This window comes from Pseudarthrobacter sp. BIM B-2242 (genome assembly GCF_014764445.1).
In the GTDB taxonomy this organism is placed as follows: Bacteria; Actinomycetota; Actinomycetes; order Actinomycetales; family Micrococcaceae; genus Arthrobacter; species Arthrobacter luteus_A.
Genome location: NZ_CP061721.1, coordinates 3,041,753 through 3,059,046 on the forward strand (window position 1 = coordinate 3,041,753; position 17,294 = coordinate 3,059,046).

Genomic DNA, 17,294 nt, shown 5'->3' on the forward strand with positions numbered 1-17,294 from the left:
CACAGGAGCGTGCCTCAGGTTGTTGGCCGCCATGGCGAGGCGGCCGGCCGTTCCGGGGCTGCTAAGCGGGCAGTCCGGAACGAATTCTGTGCGGGTTGCTAGATCTTGCTGACCTGGTTGAACGCCAGGGTGACAGGAGTTTCGCGTTCGAAGATCGAGACCAGCACCACGAGGGTCTGGGATTCAATCTTGATCTCGGAGATCGTGGCGGGGAGGGTCTCGAACGGACCTTCCTTGACGATGACGGACTCGCCAACCTCGAAGTCGACGTCCACGGGGGTATGAGCCTGCTTGTTGACCGGCTTGCCCTTCTCGGCCTGCTCTTCTTCGAAGACCGGAGCGAGCATGGAGAAGACTTCATCGAGGCGCAGCGGCACCGGGTTGTGGGCGTTGCCCACAAAGCCGGTAACACCCGGCGTGTGGCGGACGGCGCCCCACGAAGCATCCGTCAGGTCCATGCGGACCAGGACGTAGCCGGGGATGCGGACGCGGTTGATGATCTTGCGCTGGGCGTTCTTGATCTCAACGACTTCTTCCATGGGCACCTGGATTTCGAAGATGTAATCTTCCATGTCCAGGGTCTGGATGCGGGTCTCAAGGTTGGCCTTGACGCGGTTTTCGTAGCCGGCGTAGGAGTGGATGACGTACCAGTCACCCTCCTGGCGGCGCAGCTTGGCTTTGAATTCGTCGGCGGGGTCCACCTCGGCCTTTGCGGCCGCGGCTGCCAGCGCATCGGCGTCGTTGCCTTCAGCAGCGTCGCCTTCTGAATCAGAATCCTCTTCAGCGGCATCCTCCGCTGCGGCATCGTCGGCAGCTTCAGACTCGTCGTCGGCGTCGGCGGATTCGGGCGCAGCGGACTCGACCTCGGACTCTTCACCGGTTTCGACCGTGGGGGCCGCCGTGTTGTCCGTGGACTCTTCCAGCTCAGTCTCGGTTACCTCGAGCTCCTGCTCAGACACTTGGTCTCCTGCTTCCTCATTGCCTAACATGCCTATTTAAATGGCTCAATTCCGCACACCGTGTGGTTTCTTACCGGTTACCCGGTCAGTGCCACGCGGCCTGCGGACGGTGCGCCTTAGCGATCCCCGGGGGCAATCCCGCCGAAGACCCAGCTGACCGCGGTTCCAAAACCGAGATCCAGCAGGCTGACGATGACCATCATGATGGCCACGAAAACCAGCACCACGAGCGTGTAATTGATCAGTTCCTTGCGGGTTGGTGCAACAACCTTCTTCAGTTCGCCGATGACCTGGCGAATGAAGAGTGCAATACGAGCGAAGAAGTTTGCCTTGGCGTCCTTCTTAGCTGGGCGGCCCTTGGAGCTGCTGGCAGCTGTTTCGGTCACCTGGTCCTCGCTCATCTTTGCAATGGTGGATTACCCGGTCCTGATCAGAACCATGGTTACTGCGCGTGTTCCGGCGGCATACCGCCGGAACAGCTTGCGCAGGGCAGACAGGACTCGAACCTGCAACCTGCGGTTTTGGAGACCGCTGCGCTACCAATTGCGCCACTACCCTATGGGAGGAAATACGAAACCTTGCCGCGATTGCCAGCTTTCACTGGGGCGCACGTCATCATCCGTGTTTCAACACCGGTGAACCAGTCTACGCAACAACTTCGTCTACGTCGAACCAGCTCGTTTCGGACCTTCGTTCCGCCTTCAGATGTGCCCCTGGCCTGCAGTCACATCCACGCCGACAATCCGATCGATCCGCTGAACAGCATAGAGTAGATCTCGTCGATTTCCACCATTCAGCCTCCGGGCTGCAAGCGAAGAACGGACCCGCCATGTCTTCCGCCCGCGTTTCCAAGCGCATATCCGCCATTGCCGAATCCGCAACCCTGGCCGTAGACGCCAAGGCCAAGGCGCTCAAGGCAGCCGGCCGGCCGGTTATTGGCTTCGGCGCGGGCGAGCCGGACTTCCCCACCCCGGACTACATCGTGAAGGCGTCCATTGAGGCTGCCGGCCAGCCCAAGTACCACCGCTACTCGCCCGCCGGTGGCCTGCCGGAGCTGAAGAAAGCCATCGCTGAGAAGACCCTCCGCGATTCCGGCTACGCGGTGGGCCCGTCCCAGGTGCTGGTGACCAACGGCGGCAAGCAGGCCGTGTACAACACGTTCGCCACGCTGGTGGATCCGGGCGACGAAGTGATTGTTCCCACTCCGTTCTGGACCACCTACCCGGAGGCCATCCGGCTCGCCGGCGGTGTTCCCGTTGAGGTTTTCGCCGGGCCTGAGCAGGACTACCTGGTCACCGTTGAGCAGCTCGAAGCCGCCCTCACGGAGAAGTCGAAAATCCTCCTGTTCGTCTCGCCGTCCAACCCCACCGGCGCCGTGTACTCCCCCGAACAGGTCGCCGAAATCGGCAAATGGGCTGCCTCGAAGGGCCTCTGGGTGGTCACCGACGAGATTTACGAGCACCTGACCTATGACGGCGTTCCGTTCACCTCCATCGCCACCGCCGCCCCTGAACTGGGCGACAAAGTGGTCATCCTCAATGGCGTGGCCAAGACGTATGCGATGACCGGCTGGCGTGTGGGCTGGATGATCGGCCCGGCCGATGTCATCAAGGCCGCCACCAACCTGCAGTCCCACGCCACGTCCAACGTGTCCAACATCATGCAGATCGCCGCCCTCGCTGCCGTCTCCGGCCCGCTGACCGCCGTCGACGAGATGAAGGTGGCCTTTGACCGCCGCCGTAAGGCGATCGTTGCCGGCCTCAACGCGATCGACGGCGTGGAATGCCCGACGCCGAAGGGCGCGTTCTACGTGTACGCGGACGTCCGCGGGTTGCTGGGGAAGGAATTCCCGACGGCGGCAGGCACCGCGACGCCGTCGACCTCCGCCGAACTGGCGGCCCTGATTCTCGACGAGGTGGAAGTGGCAGTGGTTCCGGGCGAGGCCTTCGGCCCCTCCGGCTTCCTGCGGCTCTCCTACGCCCTGGGCGACGAGGATCTGGCCACCGGCGTGCAGCGCCTGCAGGACTTCCTCGGCAAAGCCAAATAGGACGCTCTCTCACTTAACGCAGGAAAAACCCGATCGCTCTATCACTCTCTTGAGGAGAGTGATAGAGCGATCAGGTTTAAGCCACATTAAGTGAGAGAGCGTTGGGGAAAAAGCCACATTAAGTGAGAGAGCGTCCGAGGGGGCGGCGGGTTAGAGGAGGCGGCGCTCCGCGGCCCACTTGGTCAGCTCGTGGCGGCTGGACAGCTGGAGTTTGCGCAGCACCGCGGACACGTGGGTTTCCACGGTCTTGATGCTGATGAACAGCTCCTTCGCCACTTCCTTGTAGCTGTAACCGCGCGCGATCAGGCGCATGACTTCCAGTTCGCGGGCGGAGAGCTTGTCCAGCTCGTCGTCGGCGATGTCGGCAGGCGCCGTTCCGAAGGCGTCCAGCACAAAGCCTGCCAGCCTGGGTGAGAAGACGGCGTCACCGCCGGCCACCCGGAACACGGCGTCGGTGATCTCACGCCCAGAAATGGTTTTGGTGACGTACCCCCGGGCCCCGGCCCGGATGACCGCCACGACGTCCTCGGCGGCGTCCGACACGCTGAGGGCCAGGAACTTCGTGGTCCCCAGCAGCGCGGCGGAGCCGGCGATGACCTCACGCCCGCCGCCGCCCAGGCCGCCGGGAAGGTGGACGTCCAGCAGCACCACCTCGGGCCGCTCCCGGGCGATCACCGCAATGGCCTGCTCCACCGTGGCGGCCTCCCCCACCACCTGGATGCTTGCATCGAGGTCGGCTTTGAGGCCGGACCGGAAAATGGCGTGGTCGTCCACAATGACCACCCGGACGGTCTGGGCCGGGCGAACGGGGCCTGTTCCCTGCGCGTTGCTCATGATCTTCCTCCTGCATTGTCCGGCTGACGCATGGTGTCCGGCTGGCGCGTGGTGTCCTGCTGCCGGCCGTTGTCCGGCTGGCGCGTGTTGTCAGGCAGGCGCGCCGGGAGACCGAGCCGCACCTCCGTGCCGTCCGGCGTGCTTGCGATGGAGGCCGTCCCGCCGTGGCGCTTCATGCGTCCGATGATGGATTCCCTGACACCCAGCCGGTCCTCGGGCACGTCGTTGAGGCCGAAGCCGGGGCCCCGATCCTTCACGAACACTTCAGCCCGGCCGTCCGAGACCTCCAAGTACACGGAGACGGTCCCGCCGCCGTGACGGGAAGCATTCAGCATGGCCTCGCGGCTAGCCTGGACCAGCGCTTCGTGGGCCTCGGTCATGGCCGCATCCCCCACGCTCACCACCTCCACGGCGTTGCCCAGGACGTCTTCCACCTCGGCTGCGGCGGCCTTGATCCGGTCCGAAAGCTGACCAGCTTCCTTGCCGGGATCCTGGAACAGCCAGCCCCGCAGCTCCCGCTCCTGAGCCCTGGCCAGGCGCACCACATCATGTTCGTTGGCGGCCCGCCGCTGGATCAGTGCCAGGGTCTGCAGCACGGAATCGTGCAGGTGGGCCGCGATCTCGGCCCGCTCGGTCTCCCTGATTCTGCCTGCGCGCTCCGTTTCCAGGTCGCGCCAGAATTTGAGTGCCCACGGCAGCAGCACGATTATTACACCGCCCAGCACCGCCACCGAGGCCAGCAGCGCCAGCCAGGTCTGTTCCCAGGAACCGGACCCGGACACCATCACCAGCACGCCAGCCACTACCAGCGCGAGGCCCGCCGCGAGGCGCGCCCAGCCGCCCGCCTGATCGGCTTTGGTTTTGTCCACCAGCCCGGCGCGGCGGCTCTCATCGAGCTGCATCCAGGCGATGGCGGCGCCGCCGAGTACAGCCGCGGCGGGAATGAGGGTCCCCAGTGGCACGTCCACGCCCAGGAGCTGGGCGATCATAATGCCCGCAACCAGCAGAAGGCCGGCTCCTAACAGGATCTCCTTGCCGTACCGCATGCTGCGGAAGCGGAACCACGGCGGACTCACGCCCGCACCATAGCCCGCAGCGGACGGGTCAGCAGCGCCGGAACCGTAGGCTGCGCCGGAGCCGTACGCGGCAGTACCGTACGCAGCTGCGGCGGCGGAAGCACCGGCGTCGGGCACTTCCCACGGTCCGGCCACGGCGGGCAGCCCCTGGAGCTTCGACGTTGCGGGCGAGGGCACGAGGCTCACCGTCGGGGCAATGGGCGACGCCGGCCGCTTGGCGTTGCGCCGGGCACTTTCGTCTGCGGTGGGGACCATAATCCACAGCCACGCGTAAAACGCCAGACCGGCGCCCCCGGCCAGGGTTGCGAGCGCCATGCCGAGCCTGACGTTTTTCACCGGCCAGCCCAGATGCGCCGCGAGTCCGGAGCATACGCCCGCGATGACACGGTCGGGGCTACGGACCAGCGGTGGGCGGGTCATGGCGGTGGTCATGTGTCAATCCAAGCATGGATCAGGGTTCCCCGGACCCGGTTCAGGCCGGAACCGGGGGTAACTCAGGGACGGGTCAGGGTGTTCCCCAGTAGAGCCGTACCGCCCCGAACGGCAGGATCGAAGTATGAACTCGCAGACCCCTACCCCTGACGACGGCCAGCCCACGGAACCCCTCCCACCCCGCGGACCGGACCAACCCACCGAACCTCTCCTGCCGCCCCCGGCTGCAGGCCCCTACGCCGCTCCCCTATGCCCCGGCCAGCCAACTGACTTCTTCACCTGGATCCGGAGCCACGGCATCCAGCGCGGACGCGACCGGTGGATCGGCGGCGTCTCCAGCGGCATCGCGAACCGGATGGGCATCGACCCGCTGATTGTCCGCGGCATCTTCATCGTGCTGACGCTTTTCGCCGGCGTCGGCGTCCTGCTCTATGGCATCGCCTGGGCCTTCCTCCCGGAGCCCGATGGGCGCATCCACGTCCAGGAAGCGGGCGCGGGCAGATGGTCCAGCGGCATGACCGGCGCCCTGGTCACCGCCGTGGTGGGCCTTACCGGGCTGGGCGGCGGATTCTGGGGCTGGAGCCGCAACGGCTTCGGCGGATTCCTCTGGACCGTCTTCTGGGTGGGCGGCGCCATCTACTTCATCTACTACCTGACACAACGCAACAAGGTCCAGAACGGAGCTCCCATGAACGCCACACCACAGCCGGCGGGCGCCGGCGGAGACGCCTCCTTCACCGCGCCTTACCCACGAACCACCTACCCCACGGCCCCGTACACCTCGCCGTACGCCGCCACTGAGACGACCGGAACGCCCCCCTACACACCCGCGTCGCCTTCCGGTCCCACCCCGCCCTCCAGCGGAGCGTTCCCCGGCGGCGACAAGTACGGAAGCGGCGATGCGTACGGCGGCGGAGGCAGCTACGGCGGCGGTAACTACGGCGGCTACCAGCCCCCGCAGGGACCAGGCAAGACGCCGCAGGTCCGCCCCTCCGGCCCCGGCGCCCCCGCCGTTGCCATCACAGCGGGCGCAGCGCTGCTGGTCGGCGGCGGCCTCAAAGCCCTCGATGCAGCAAACGTGATCAACCTCGGTGACGCCGCCAACGCCATCGTCTGGGCCAGTGGTGCAGCAGTGGTCGGGTTGGGCATCCTCATCGCCGGCCTTCGCGGAAAGACGGCCGGGATCCTGAGTTTCTTCGCCGTAGCGGCCCTCATCACCGGCGGCATCTACAACGTGGTGGGCAACAGCGACAGGGTCCGCTTCACCGAAGTCGATTGGACACCGGTCAGCGTGGAACAGGCGCGGAACGGCTTTGACATCACCGCCGGCCGCGGCACGCTCGATCTCACCGAACTGAACCTCACCGCGCCGCTGACGACCGAAGTTGTGGTTCCCCTGGACGTCACGGCCAGCAACGTCACCGTGGTGATCCCCGACGACGTCCCCGTGAAGATCGAAGCCGACATGACAATGGGCAACATCCACGAGGGCAGCAACAACCGCGGCGGCATCACCACCCGGGAAAGTACCTACAACACCGACAAGCCCGGAGCCAGCCTGGTTGTGGAGATCGACGGCACCTTCAGCAACATCACTATCGAGGAAGGAAACTGACGTGAGCAGTTTTGATCCGGTACCGGATTCATCCAAGTCAGAAAGCACGACGGCGGCAGGCCAGTCCGGAGCCGACGCACCGCAGCAGCCATCCGCCCGCGTGGGAACCATAGTCTGGGCCCTCATCGTCCTGGCGCTGGCCGCCCTGATCATCGTGGCCCAGCTGGGCGTGGTGACCCTGAACGGCACCTATGTGCTGATCGGGCTCATGATCGGGGCCGGGGCAGCCCTTGTGATCGGCGGCCTGCTGTCGGCCCGGAAACGTGACAACGAACCCACAACAGGGAAGTCTTGAGCCATGGACAAGTTTTTCAGCATTGTCAGGGGCTTCGGCCTGAAACGCGGGCCGGAACGCTGGCTGGGCGGCGTGTGCGGCGGCCTCGCCGCCAAGCTCAACGTGGATGTGGCGTTTGTGCGGATCGCCTTCCTCATCTTCTGCCTCCTCCCCGGCCCCGCGGTGGTCTTCTACCTCCTCGCATGGCTGGTCCTTCCCGACCAGCAGAACTCCATTCCGCTGCAGAGCTTCCTGGACCGCCGCTCCCTCGGCGGACGTTAAGCACCCCGTTGCACACCAGGCCCCCGTTCCGGAGACACCCTCCGGGAACGGGGGCCTTGTGTAACCGGTTTGTGTCGTAACGCACACCACCGACTACAATCTAGGTTGAGCTCAGCGTGGCGCTCTGCCCGTACGCCCTTCAATAAGGATTTGAGCAGAGAAATGAAAATTGGAATTCTTACCAGCGGTGGCGACTGCCCGGGACTCAACGCGGTCATCCGCGGAGCGGTCCTCAAGGGCATCGCCATCCACGGCCACGAATTCGTAGGCTTCCTGGACGGCTGGCGCGGTGTGGTTGAAGGCGACATCATCGATATTCCCCGCACCATGGTCCGCGGCATCGCCAAGCAGGGCGGCACCATCCTGGGCACCTCCCGCACCAACCCCTTCGAAAACGGCGGCGGCCCTGAAGTCATCAAGGCCCACATGGACCGCCTCGGCATCGACGCCATCATCGCCATCGGCGGCGAAGGCACACTGGCTGCAGCGAAGCGCCTCACGGACGCCGGGCTCAAAATCGTCGGGGTTCCCAAAACGGTGGACAACGACCTCGACGCCACCGATTACACCTTCGGCTTCGACACCGCCGTCCAGATCGCCACCGAGGCCATCGACCGCCTCCGCACCACGGGCGAGTCCCACCACCGCTGCATGATCGCCGAGGTCATGGGCCGCCACGTGGGCTGGATCGCCCTGCACGCCGGGATGGCGTCCGGTGCGCACGCCATCCTGATCCCGGAACAGAAGGTCAGCATCGAACAGATCACGGAGTGGGTCCAGGAAGCCCACGACCGCGGCCGCGCACCCCTGATTGTCGTGGCCGAGGGCTTCGTTCCGGAGCACATGGAATCCCCGCATTCAGAGCGCGGTCTTGACACCTTCGGCCGGCCCCGCCTGGGCGGCATCGCGGACCAGCTCGCGCCGGAGATCGAGGCCCGCACCGGCATCGAAACCCGGGCCACCATCCTGGGCCACATCCAGCGCGGCGGCGTCCCCTCAGCTTTCGACCGTATCCTCGCAACGCGCCTGGGCATGGCAGCCATTGATTCCGTGGTGGAAGGCTACTGGGGCACCATGGTGGCCCTCAAGGGCACCGACATCGAGCACGTCGGCTTCGAGAAGGCCCTCGGCCAGCTGAAGACAGTTCCCCAGAAGCGCTACGACGAAGCGGCCGTCCTGTTCGGTTGAGCCGCACACGGCGCCTAGGCTGGGGATATGACTCTTGACCCGGGTTCCGCCGCCATCATCCAGCTCGCTTGGGCCCGGCACCTGGGGCTCGACGACGGTGCTTTCGCAGCTGCCCTGATTTCCGGTGAGCGGGTGGTCAGGGCGGACGACGCTGCAAAGACCGTGGAATTCGTGAGGCTTTTCGGCAGTTCAGCCCTGGTGGGCCCGCAGTGGGTCATTGACGCGGCCGCCGGCATCCCCGACGACGAGATGGCCCAGCACGTGACCCTCCTGACCCTGACCCGCTCGCACGGCGGCCACGGCCTCGGTGCTGCCGCACTGTTCTTCGCAGACGACCTGCCGCTCCGGCAGCCGTCCGAGGAACTGACCGTCTCGCACGGCAACCCTGAGGCGATCGAGCTCGAAGGGCTGTGCCCGCCGGACGACGTCAACGAAGTGGGCCTCTCCGACCTCGAAAACAGGTACACCATCGTGCACGAGGTCGACGGCCGCCGGGTTCCCGTGGCGTGTGGTGCCTACGCGGAATGGGAGGGCCTGCTGGCCCATCTGGGAGTGCTGGTGGACCCCGAGTGGCGTAGGCGCGGCCTGGGCTCCCTTGCCGCGTCGATCGCCGCCCACGAAGCACTGGCCGCGGGGCTTACTGTCCAGTGGCGCGCTGAAGTCAGCAACACCGGAGCCGTCGCCCTGGCGAGGAAGCTGGGCTTGGCTGCCGGCGGCATCCAGACCAGCGTCCACCTGGGCTGACCTGCCGCTACACGGGCCGGGTGGAGCTCTCCGAAACCGCAGCTGCCGGTGCCTCTCCGGCACCCCAGCCGTCAACGGGCTTTGGTTTGGCGAAGAACAGCGTCACAGCCGCCCCAAGCAGGATCACGGCCGCCGGCAGCATGATGGACTGGCCCATCGCCGTCGAGAAGCCCTCCTGAAGTGCCTCGGGCAGAGTCCCGGCGAACGACATGGGGCCGCCGCCTGCGGCTTCTCCGGGTGCCGCGGGGAGTTCAGCGGCGAGCCTGGCCTGGATCAGCACGGCTATCGCGGCACTGCCCAGCACGGCCCCGATCTGCCGGGTGGTGTTGTAGACGCCTGATCCGGCACCGGCCTGGCGCGGCGCCAGGTTCCGGGTTGCGGTGGTGCTCAGCGGAGCCCAGATCCCCGCGTTGGCCAGGCCCAGGACGGCGCTGGGGAGCAGGAAGATCCAGATGGGCGTGTCCGGGTGCATCAGTGCCGAGTTCCAGAAGAGCGCCACAGACATCAGGACCAGGCCGGCGGCCGCGATGTACTTCGGGTTGCCGCGGTCGATGATCCTTCCCACCACCGGGGCAAGCCCGCCGGATATCACGGCCATGGGAACCATCATGAGCGCGGACTGGGTTGGCGTCAGGCCGCGGACCATCTGGTAGTAGAAGATCTGCGGGAGAGTAAAGGCAGTGATGGTGAAGCCCACTGTGGTGATGCCGATGTTGGCGAGGGAGAAGTTGCGGTCCCTGAAGAGGGCCAGGGGCAGCAGCGGCTCGCCCTTGTTGAACCGCTGCCAGAGCACAAACACCGCCAGCACGGCGATGCCGGCAATGACGAGCCCCCATACGGTGATGGGACCGGTGATGGTCCCCCAGTTGTAGGTCTCGCCTTCCTGGATTCCGAAAACCAGCAGGAACAGCCCGACGGCGCTGAGCAGGACACCGGGGATGTCGAACTTATGCGGGTGGGTGCTGAGGGACGGCACGAACCGCCAGGCCAGGATGAAGCCGACGATGCCCACCGGAACGTTGATGAAGAAGATCCACTCCCAGCCCAGGCCATCCACCAGGACGCCGCCCAGGATGGGCCCCACGAGTGTTGCCAGGCCGGCGGTGGCTCCCCAAATGCCCATTGCCGGGCCGCGCCGGTCCGGCGGGAAGATGCGGGTGATCACGGCCATGGTCTGCGGGGTCATGATGGCAGCACCAAGGCCCTGGAGGACGCGCGCCATGATGAGTGACTGGACGTCCCCGGACAGTCCGCACCACAGCGACGCCAACGTGAAGACCGCCAGGCCTGTCAGGTACAGCCGCTTCGGCCCGAAGCGGTCGCCCAGCCTGCCCATGATGAGCAGCGGGACGGCGTACGCGAGCAGGTACGCGCTGGTAACCCAGATGACGGAGTTGATGTCCGCCTTAAGGCCCTCCATGATCCGGGGATTCGCTACGGACACGATGGTGGTGTCGATCAGGATCATGAAGAACCCGATCACCAGTGACCAGAGGGCTGGCCAGGGCCTTGCCACGCTTTCCAAGCGTCAGGCTCCCAGCAGATCGAGGATGTCCGTGCGGGCGAACATCTTCGCCGCGTCACGGGCAGACGGGGTGCCGGCGTCGGGATCTGCACCGGCCTCCAGCAGGAGTTTGGCGACGTCCGTGTATCCCTTGAAGGCCGCGCCGGCCAGCGGTGTCTGGCCGCGGTCGTTGGCCGTGTCAGCCTCTGCCCCGTGCTGGAGGATCAGCTCAACGGTCCCGGCATGTCCGTGGTAGGCGGCCAGCATCAGGAGGGAATCGCCGGCCGCATTGGTCATGGAAGCCGGCGCCCCTGCTTCCAGGTACGCGCGCAAAAGCCCGGCGTCTCCCTCGCGGGCGGCCTGGAAGAGCTTCTCCGCCAGCGCAAGCGTTTCCTCGTCAGGCGCCTGGCTGGCAGGCCCTTGCCTGAGGGATTCAGAAGCGTCGGATGCGGCGTTTTCGGTCATGAGCGGGTCCCCTTCAAGAATCCTGTCTGACGCCCCACAACCTGGCCGGCGTCGGGGGCAACAATCACTTCCTGGGCGGCGACATAGGGTTCGTCTCCGTCCAGCACCGTCAGTGTTTCATCCGGTGCCACCGACCGCTTAATGACTGCCAGGGCGACGGGGCCCATTTCGTAGTGCTGGGCCACAGAGGTCACCGTTCCGACCTTCCGCTCGCCCAGCATGACCGGGCTGCCCGGTGCCGGCATGGTGTGCTGCGAGCCGTCGAGCTGCAGGAACACCAGGCGCCGTGGCGGATGGCCGAGGTTGTGCACCCGGGCGATTGTCTCCTGGCCCTTGTAGCAGCCCTTGGCCAGGTGCACCGCGGTGCGGAGGAGGTCCAGTTCGTGCGGGATGGTTTTGTCGTCCGTTTCCGCGCCGAGCCGGGGACGCCAGGCAGCGACGCGGAGGGCTTCGGCGGCCAGCATGCCGGCGAGCGGGCGGTCCCCCAGCGTCTGCTCCAGCTGGGCGGCCGGCACCAGGTACTCGATCCAGGGCCGTTCCAGCCCGGGATGGTCAGCTTCCGCCACCACGGAATACGCGTAACCGCCTGCGCCCACGTGGGGCCAGGGATCACGCCAGGCCAGCAGCCCGGCCCAGTCAGGCACATCCTTGGTGGTGCCGAGGACGGCCCAGTCACCGGAGACATCGTTGATTTCGACGCGGAGCATGAACTTCATTTTGTCCAGCCACTCAGCCAGCGGGGCAGCCTCGGCGGCCTCGACGATCAGCCAGGTGGTTTCGCCGTCATCCACTACCCGGGCGTCAAACTCGATCCGCCCCTGGACGCTGAGCAGGAGCAATTCGCTCGAATCCCCCGGCTGCAGGCCGGTGACCTGCTGCGAAGACAGCGTGTTCAGCCAGGTCAGCCGGTCCGGGCCGCTGACAGTGACCACACCGCGGTGGGAAAGATCGACGACGGCGGTGCCGGCCGCGAGGGCGCGCTGCTCGCGCAGCGGCTCCCCGTAGTGGGATGCGACGCCGGCGTCCGCGCCGGTGGCCTCGACCGCGCCAGGGCGCGACAGGAGTGGGCTGGGGGTAGTCATACTGGGGGAACGTCCTTTAGTCAGTGAGTATTCCGGTCCCGTTCCGGCGAGTGCCCCGGCCCGGGGGTGCGGGGGCAGGGACCCGATGCGGCGATGCGAGGTGAGGGCGGGTATCAGCGGTATTCCGGATTTTCGAAATCGAAGCGTGCACCGGTTTTCCATTCTTCCGGAAGGTTGCCGTAGGCGGGAATCCCGCCGGCATCCTTCAGCATCCTGGCGAAATGCAACAGGTTCCAGGTCATAAACGTGGTGTTGCGGTTGGTGAAGTCTGACTCAGGGCCGCCGGAGTCGTCGTCCAGGTAGCTGGGACCAGGGCCGACGGCTCCTATCCACCCGGCATCGGACTGGGGCGGGATGGTAAAGCCGATGTGCTGAAGGCTGTACAGGACGTTCATGGAGCAGTGTTTGATACCGTCTTCGTTGCCGGTAATCAGGCACCCGCCCACCTTCGGATAGAAGGCCCACTGGCCTTTGTCATTGAGTTCCCCGGAGTGGGCGTAGAGCCGTTCAATCAGCTTCCTGGTCTGCGAGGAATTGTCCCCGAGCCAAATTGGGCCGGCCACAACCACGATGTCTGCTTCCTGCACCGCGGGGTACAGGTCCGGCCACTCATCGGTGGACCAGCCGTGCTCCGTCATGTCCGGGTACACACCGCTGGCGATGTTGTGGTCCACCGTCCTGATCACGCGCGTGCTGACGCCCTGCTTTTCCAGGATCAGGCGGCTGACCTCGATGAGGCCCTCAGTGTTACTGGTCTCCGGTGACCGCTTCAGCGTGCCGTTGAAGAACAGCGCCTTCAGGTCGCTGTAATCGGTGGTGTTCTGCGCTGCAGCCATGATGCTCCCGGGTTCACACAGGTCCGGTTCACCCGTACGGGCCAGTGACGCTGTGGAAGCTCAGTCTACTGATCGCCGGCGAAGTAGTGCCGGGTCAGGACACTTTCTTCAGGAAGGCGGAAGCATGCGCCTCAAGGCCGGTTCCGGGCTGTCCGGTGCCGCCTGTGGCAACGTCCCAGCGCCAGAGCAGGTTGCCGTCCACCAGTCCGAAGATCCTGGTGGCAGCGCTGTAATCCTTGGAATGGCTTCCGCGCATCACCATATCCGTGGTGAGCTGGATCTGCGGGCCCTTGATCTGCCCGTAGTAAAGCTCAGAGATCCCGCCCGGGTGGGCGATGGACACGGAGATGTCGAAGCCGCCGTCCTTGTTGCGCAGGGCTTCGACTTCGTCGGCGCTCTTGAGTGCCGGGACGATGTCTGCCGGAATCAGGCCCGGACCGCCGTCGGCATCGAGCTGTTTGCGCTCAAGCGCCCAGAAGCCGGTCTCAACCGTGAGTGGCCGCAGGCGGGTGCCGTCGTCGTCCGTCAACCAGCTTTCCGCCCGATACTGCAGGTACGGCAGGCCGTTGTGCGTGAAGGAGACGTGCTGGACAAAGTGTTCAGAATCTTCGTCACCGCTGCCAAGCCGGCCGCTGCCTTCCCACTCACCGATGAGCCAGGAAAGCGGAACAAGTTCCGGTGTCAGGTCTGTTGGAATTTCAATCGGCACAACAATTACCTCAGAAAAGCGCTAGCTCCGGGACAGGGGTTTACTTCTGGCCTTTGAAGAGGCGGTAAACCACAAAACCGGCAAACCAGGCCATGGCCAGGCTGGCGACGCCGAGAAGGACAAGGAAGAAGATTTCAAATGCAAGTACGGACATGATGCCATCCTAACCGTTAGTAGATGAGTAGTTTGTCTATGAAGTAAGCAAGGGAGCCCACCGCGGAAACAGGTGCCAGACCCATGCTAAGGGCGGCAGCAAGATTCAGCGGACCCCCGCGAAGTGTGACAAGCCGGCGGAAGCTGACCAGGACAGCGCCCACCACCACACCGAAGATCGCGGCCGGCACCACGGCGAGGTCGGAGAAGACCAGGCCGGCGAGCGGCCCCGCTAGTCCTGCCAGGGCGATGCCCAGCGGAGCCACCACCCTGTCCGGCCAGCGGATCAGCCCGGCGAGCAATGCCACGCCGGCGCTGATGGCCGCCACAAGCATCATTTCGCGGACGCCGTTGAACCGGGCACCTGCAATCCAGCCGGCGCCAAGGCACGAGAGGAGCACGCCGGCGCAGCAGCCCAGCGTGGATTCGAGGCGTTTGGCCTGGCCGGTCCCCCGGATGAGCTGCACCACAAATACGGCCATCATCCCCAACGCTATAAAGGCCGGAGTCCAGTTGAGGAATCCCGGGGCCGGGAGATAGCCGGCCGCGACTGCCGAGCCCACTCCGGGCAGCGCAATAACACCTGCAAGGGTCTTCTTCGCAGGGATTCGGAGGAAGTGGGGCCAGCCAATGCCGACCGCCACCGCGATGATACTTGCGACGCCGACCAGCGCTTCCCGGGAGACATACACTCCGGCGATGATGGCAACGAGTCCTGCGACGCCGATGAGGCCAATAACCCACGAGCCCAGTGATCGCGACGGGGTACGCACCGCCGGGCTGACTCTGGGCCCGCCCGTTTCGGTTCGCCGCTTCTGCTCTGCACTCAATTCGCTGCATTCCCGTTCTGGCTCTGGACCCGGCGGCTCTGCCGTCCGCGGCAGGGCGTTCTGCCCCATTCCCCAATCCTGCCTTATATGACCCGGATATGTCGCAAAACGAAGGTCTTGGCAGCAGGAATCCCTGTTCGCGGGAACACCGTTCGGTATACTCAGAGTTCAGCTACGCTTCCCGCAAAGGTTGCCGGCCGGATGGATTCCCGTCCGGCTCCGGCCAGCGCAGGGAGCTGGTTCCCGCCGGTGAGAACCCGGTTCAGTCGCCCGAAGATGCGCGGACGCCCCTTGGAGGAACAATGTCGCACATCCTGCTATTGACGAACAGCACCGGGTCATCGGTGGACATTCTGCCTGCCCTGGAATTACTGAATCACAGGGTGCATATCCTCGCCGCCGAGCCCACCGCCCTCCTGGAGACGGATCCGTGCGACATCGTGCTGCTGGACGCCCGGAAGGACCTGGTAGGCGCCCGCTCGCTCACCCAGTTACTCAAGGCGACCGGGTTGAGCGCGCCGCTGATGCTGATCCTTACCGAGGGCGGCATGGCTGCCGTCTCCTCTGCCTGGGCCGTGGACGACATTGTGCTCGATTCGGCAGGTCCCGCCGAAGTGGAGGCGCGCATCCGGCTGTCTGTGGCGCGCGCCGTCCCCGAGCAGGAGGACGCCCCGACGGAAATCAGGGCGGCCGGCGTGGTCATTGATGAGGCCAGCTACACGGCCCGCGTCAACGGCGCACCGTTGAACCTGACGTTCAAGGAATTCGAACTCCTCAAGTACCTGGCACAGCACCCCGGCCGCGTATTCACCCGGCAGCAGCTGCTCACGGAGGTGTGGGGCTACGACTACTACGGCGGCACGCGCACCGTGGATGTCCATGTGCGCCGTCTCCGCGCCAAGCTGGGCGCGGACCATGAAAACCTGATCAGCACCGTTCGCAACGTTGGTTATCGACTCACCCTGGTGCGTCAGCAGGAAGACGAACTGACGGAGGCCTGACAGCCGCGCAAAGCAACAGCCCCGGACCATTGGTCCGGGGCTGTTGCTTTGCGCCTGTAGGTGGAGGACATACGGGTCGAACGTATCGAGGCCACCCCACTGGTGGATCCCCCTCGCCCGGCGCGTTATGTGCCGGGTGAGGTACCGACTATACGTAAGCGGCAGGAAGCCATCAAATCGGGGCACGTTCCCGTGCGGGCGTATAGCCTTGCCTCATGAGTCCTGCGCACCCGGAAAAATGGCCCGTCCTTGTTGTCCACGGCGGAGTGGACAAGCAACTGCTGAAGGACTGCCTGGGCCTCCTGGCAGCCGCCGAGGAATCCGACGGCAACCCCTCCCTGTCCGAGCAGACAGTGGTAACCGTCCGCGCCGGTGACTCCGCTGAGCACTCCTTGCTGACCCTTGCCCTCTACGCCCCGGACGAGGACTCAGACCCCTCCTCCGGGCAGGACCTGGCCGGAGTCGCAGTGGTGGTGGAAGAGGCCGATGGCAGCGGCGTGCTGGAGATCGCCGTCCACCCCAGCTACCGCAACCAGGGTGTGGCGGACCGCCTTGTGGGTGCGCTCCAGTCCGGGCGCGGCCTCGACGGCCTGAAGGCCTGGTCCCACGGCAACCATGAGGCGGCAGCCGACCTTGCCGCGCGCTACGGTTACGGCCCGGTGCGCGAGCTCTGGAAGATGCGTCTGACCACCGCCACGGCCGAACTGCCCGACGTCGGCCTTCCGGACGGTGTCACGCTCCGCGCCTTTGTGCCGGGCAAGGATGAGGAGGGCTGGCTGGCAGCGAACCGCGCCGCGTTCGCCCACCACCCGGAGCAGGGCTCGCTGAACCGCGCGGACCTGGATGCCCGGATGGCGGAGGACTGGTTTGATCCCGCCGGCTTCCTGCTCGCTGTGGACGCAGAGGACCGGCTGCTGGGTTTCCATTGGACCAAAGTCCATCCTCGCCACGGCGCGCACCCGGCGATCGGTGAGGTCTACGCGGTAGGCGTCACGCCGGCCGCCCAGGGCATGGGACTGGGTAAGGCCCTGACTGTGGCCGGCATCAGGTACCTGCAGGGACTCGGGCTTCATGCCGTCATGCTCTATACGGATGCTGACAACGCCGCGGCAGTGGCGCTTTACCGGCGACTGGGCTTCACGCGCTGGGACATGGATGTAATGTACGGGCCCGTTGCCACCGTTTAGGCCCCGCCTGGTGAGTTAGCCCACTCGGCAGATAAACGGCCGTGCCCGGCCCGAAACCCAGGGCCCCCGGAGCGGG

18 protein-coding genes and 1 tRNA gene are annotated in these 17,294 nt (G+C 65.7%); 8 read left to right on the forward strand and 11 right to left on the reverse strand.

Annotated elements, in window-relative coordinates; genetic code table 11:
• Positions 1–98: 98 nt before the first annotated feature.
• The 3 genes from nusG to IDT60_RS13975 form a co-directional block, all read right to left on the reverse strand.
• Positions 99–959: a transcription termination/antitermination protein NusG gene (gene nusG, locus IDT60_RS13965; protein WP_191079481.1), complete on the reverse strand. Its 861-nt coding sequence runs from the start codon at positions 957–959 to the stop codon at positions 99–101.
• A 116-nt stretch (positions 960–1,075) separates the two neighbouring features.
• Positions 1,076–1,360, reverse strand: coding sequence for a preprotein translocase subunit SecE (gene secE / locus IDT60_RS13970; RefSeq protein WP_164205861.1), 285 nt, complete (start codon positions 1,358–1,360; stop codon positions 1,076–1,078).
• Between the two features lie 84 nt (positions 1,361–1,444).
• A tRNA-Trp gene (locus IDT60_RS13975) sits at positions 1,445–1,517 on the reverse strand.
• Between the two features lie 271 nt (positions 1,518–1,788).
• On the opposite strand from IDT60_RS13975, the gene IDT60_RS13980 reads away from it, so the two are divergent.
• Entirely contained in the window at positions 1,789–3,006 is a 1,218-nt protein-coding gene (locus IDT60_RS13980; RefSeq protein WP_191079482.1) for a pyridoxal phosphate-dependent aminotransferase, read from the forward strand.
• Between the two features lie 150 nt (positions 3,007–3,156).
• Here IDT60_RS13980 and IDT60_RS13985 read toward each other — a convergent pair whose 3' ends face one another.
• Both IDT60_RS13985 and IDT60_RS13990 read right to left on the reverse strand, forming a co-directional pair.
• A complete protein-coding gene (locus IDT60_RS13985) occupies positions 3,157–3,840 on the reverse strand; it encodes a response regulator transcription factor (RefSeq protein ID WP_191079483.1) in 684 nt (227 codons plus the stop codon).
• A complete protein-coding gene (locus IDT60_RS13990; RefSeq protein WP_191079484.1) occupies positions 3,837–5,348 on the reverse strand; it encodes an ATP-binding protein in 1,512 nt (503 codons plus the stop codon). Before IDT60_RS13990 ends, IDT60_RS13985 begins: the two co-directional genes overlap by 4 nt.
• 124 nt (positions 5,349–5,472) lie before the next feature.
• Here IDT60_RS13990 and IDT60_RS13995 point away from each other — a divergent pair, with 124 nt between their 5' ends.
• The 5 genes from IDT60_RS13995 to IDT60_RS14015 all read left to right on the forward strand — a co-directional run bounded on the left by IDT60_RS13995 (position 5,473) and on the right by IDT60_RS14015 (position 9,451).
• Positions 5,473–6,963 carry a PspC domain-containing protein gene (locus IDT60_RS13995; RefSeq protein WP_191079485.1) on the forward strand — a complete coding sequence of 497 codons (1,491 nt, stop codon included), beginning with the start codon at positions 5,473–5,475 and terminating at the stop codon, positions 6,961–6,963.
• 1 nt (position 6,964) lies between these two features.
• Positions 6,965–7,258 carry a hypothetical protein gene (locus IDT60_RS14000; protein WP_223883726.1) on the forward strand — a complete coding sequence of 98 codons (294 nt, stop codon included), beginning with the start codon at positions 6,965–6,967 and terminating at the stop codon, positions 7,256–7,258.
• A gap of 3 nt (positions 7,259–7,261) precedes the next feature.
• On the forward strand, positions 7,262–7,519 hold the full coding sequence (locus IDT60_RS14005; protein ID WP_191079486.1) for a PspC domain-containing protein: 258 nt from the start codon (positions 7,262–7,264) through the stop codon (positions 7,517–7,519).
• A 162-nt stretch (positions 7,520–7,681) separates the two neighbouring features.
• Positions 7,682–8,707, forward strand: a complete 1,026-nt coding sequence (locus tag IDT60_RS14010) for a 6-phosphofructokinase (RefSeq protein WP_164205849.1) — start codon at positions 7,682–7,684, stop codon at positions 8,705–8,707.
• 27 nt (positions 8,708–8,734) lie between these two features.
• Positions 8,735–9,451, forward strand: a complete 717-nt coding sequence (locus tag IDT60_RS14015; RefSeq protein ID WP_191079487.1) for a GNAT family N-acetyltransferase — start codon at positions 8,735–8,737, stop codon at positions 9,449–9,451.
• Positions 9,452–9,458: 7 nt separating this feature from the next.
• Here the strand turns inward: IDT60_RS14015 and IDT60_RS14020 are convergent, their stop codons facing one another.
• From IDT60_RS14020 to IDT60_RS14045, 6 genes are all read right to left on the reverse strand, one after another.
• A complete protein-coding gene (locus IDT60_RS14020) occupies positions 9,459–10,976 on the reverse strand; it encodes a DHA2 family efflux MFS transporter permease subunit (RefSeq protein ID WP_191079488.1) in 1,518 nt (505 codons plus the stop codon).
• 3 nt (positions 10,977–10,979) lie between these two features.
• Positions 10,980–11,420: an ankyrin repeat domain-containing protein gene (locus IDT60_RS14025; RefSeq protein ID WP_191079489.1), complete on the reverse strand. Its 441-nt coding sequence runs from the start codon at positions 11,418–11,420 to the stop codon at positions 10,980–10,982.
• On the reverse strand, positions 11,417–12,502 hold the full coding sequence (locus IDT60_RS14030; protein WP_191079490.1) for a folate-binding protein YgfZ: 1,086 nt from the start codon (positions 12,500–12,502) through the stop codon (positions 11,417–11,419). Before IDT60_RS14030 ends, IDT60_RS14025 begins: the two co-directional genes overlap by 4 nt.
• Positions 12,503–12,615: 113 nt before the next feature.
• Entirely contained in the window at positions 12,616–13,338 is a 723-nt protein-coding gene (locus IDT60_RS14035) for a flavodoxin family protein (RefSeq protein WP_191079491.1), read from the reverse strand.
• 94 nt (positions 13,339–13,432) lie between these two features.
• Positions 13,433–14,047, reverse strand: a complete 615-nt coding sequence (locus IDT60_RS14040; RefSeq protein ID WP_191079492.1) for an FABP family protein — start codon at positions 14,045–14,047, stop codon at positions 13,433–13,435.
• 170 nt (positions 14,048–14,217) lie between these two features.
• Positions 14,218–14,952, reverse strand: coding sequence for a permease (locus IDT60_RS14045; RefSeq protein WP_164206843.1), 735 nt, complete (start codon positions 14,950–14,952; stop codon positions 14,218–14,220).
• 380 nt (positions 14,953–15,332) lie between these two features.
• Here IDT60_RS14045 and IDT60_RS14050 point away from each other — a divergent pair, with 380 nt between their 5' ends.
• Both IDT60_RS14050 and mshD read left to right on the forward strand, forming a co-directional pair.
• Positions 15,333–16,031, forward strand: a complete 699-nt coding sequence (locus IDT60_RS14050) for a response regulator transcription factor (protein ID WP_164205833.1) — start codon at positions 15,333–15,335, stop codon at positions 16,029–16,031.
• Positions 16,032–16,246: 215 nt separating this feature from the next.
• Positions 16,247–17,218 (forward strand): mycothiol synthase, encoded by a 972-nt coding sequence (mshD, locus tag IDT60_RS14055; RefSeq protein WP_191079493.1) that lies wholly within the window; start codon positions 16,247–16,249, stop codon positions 17,216–17,218.
• Positions 17,219–17,294 lie beyond the last annotated feature (76 nt).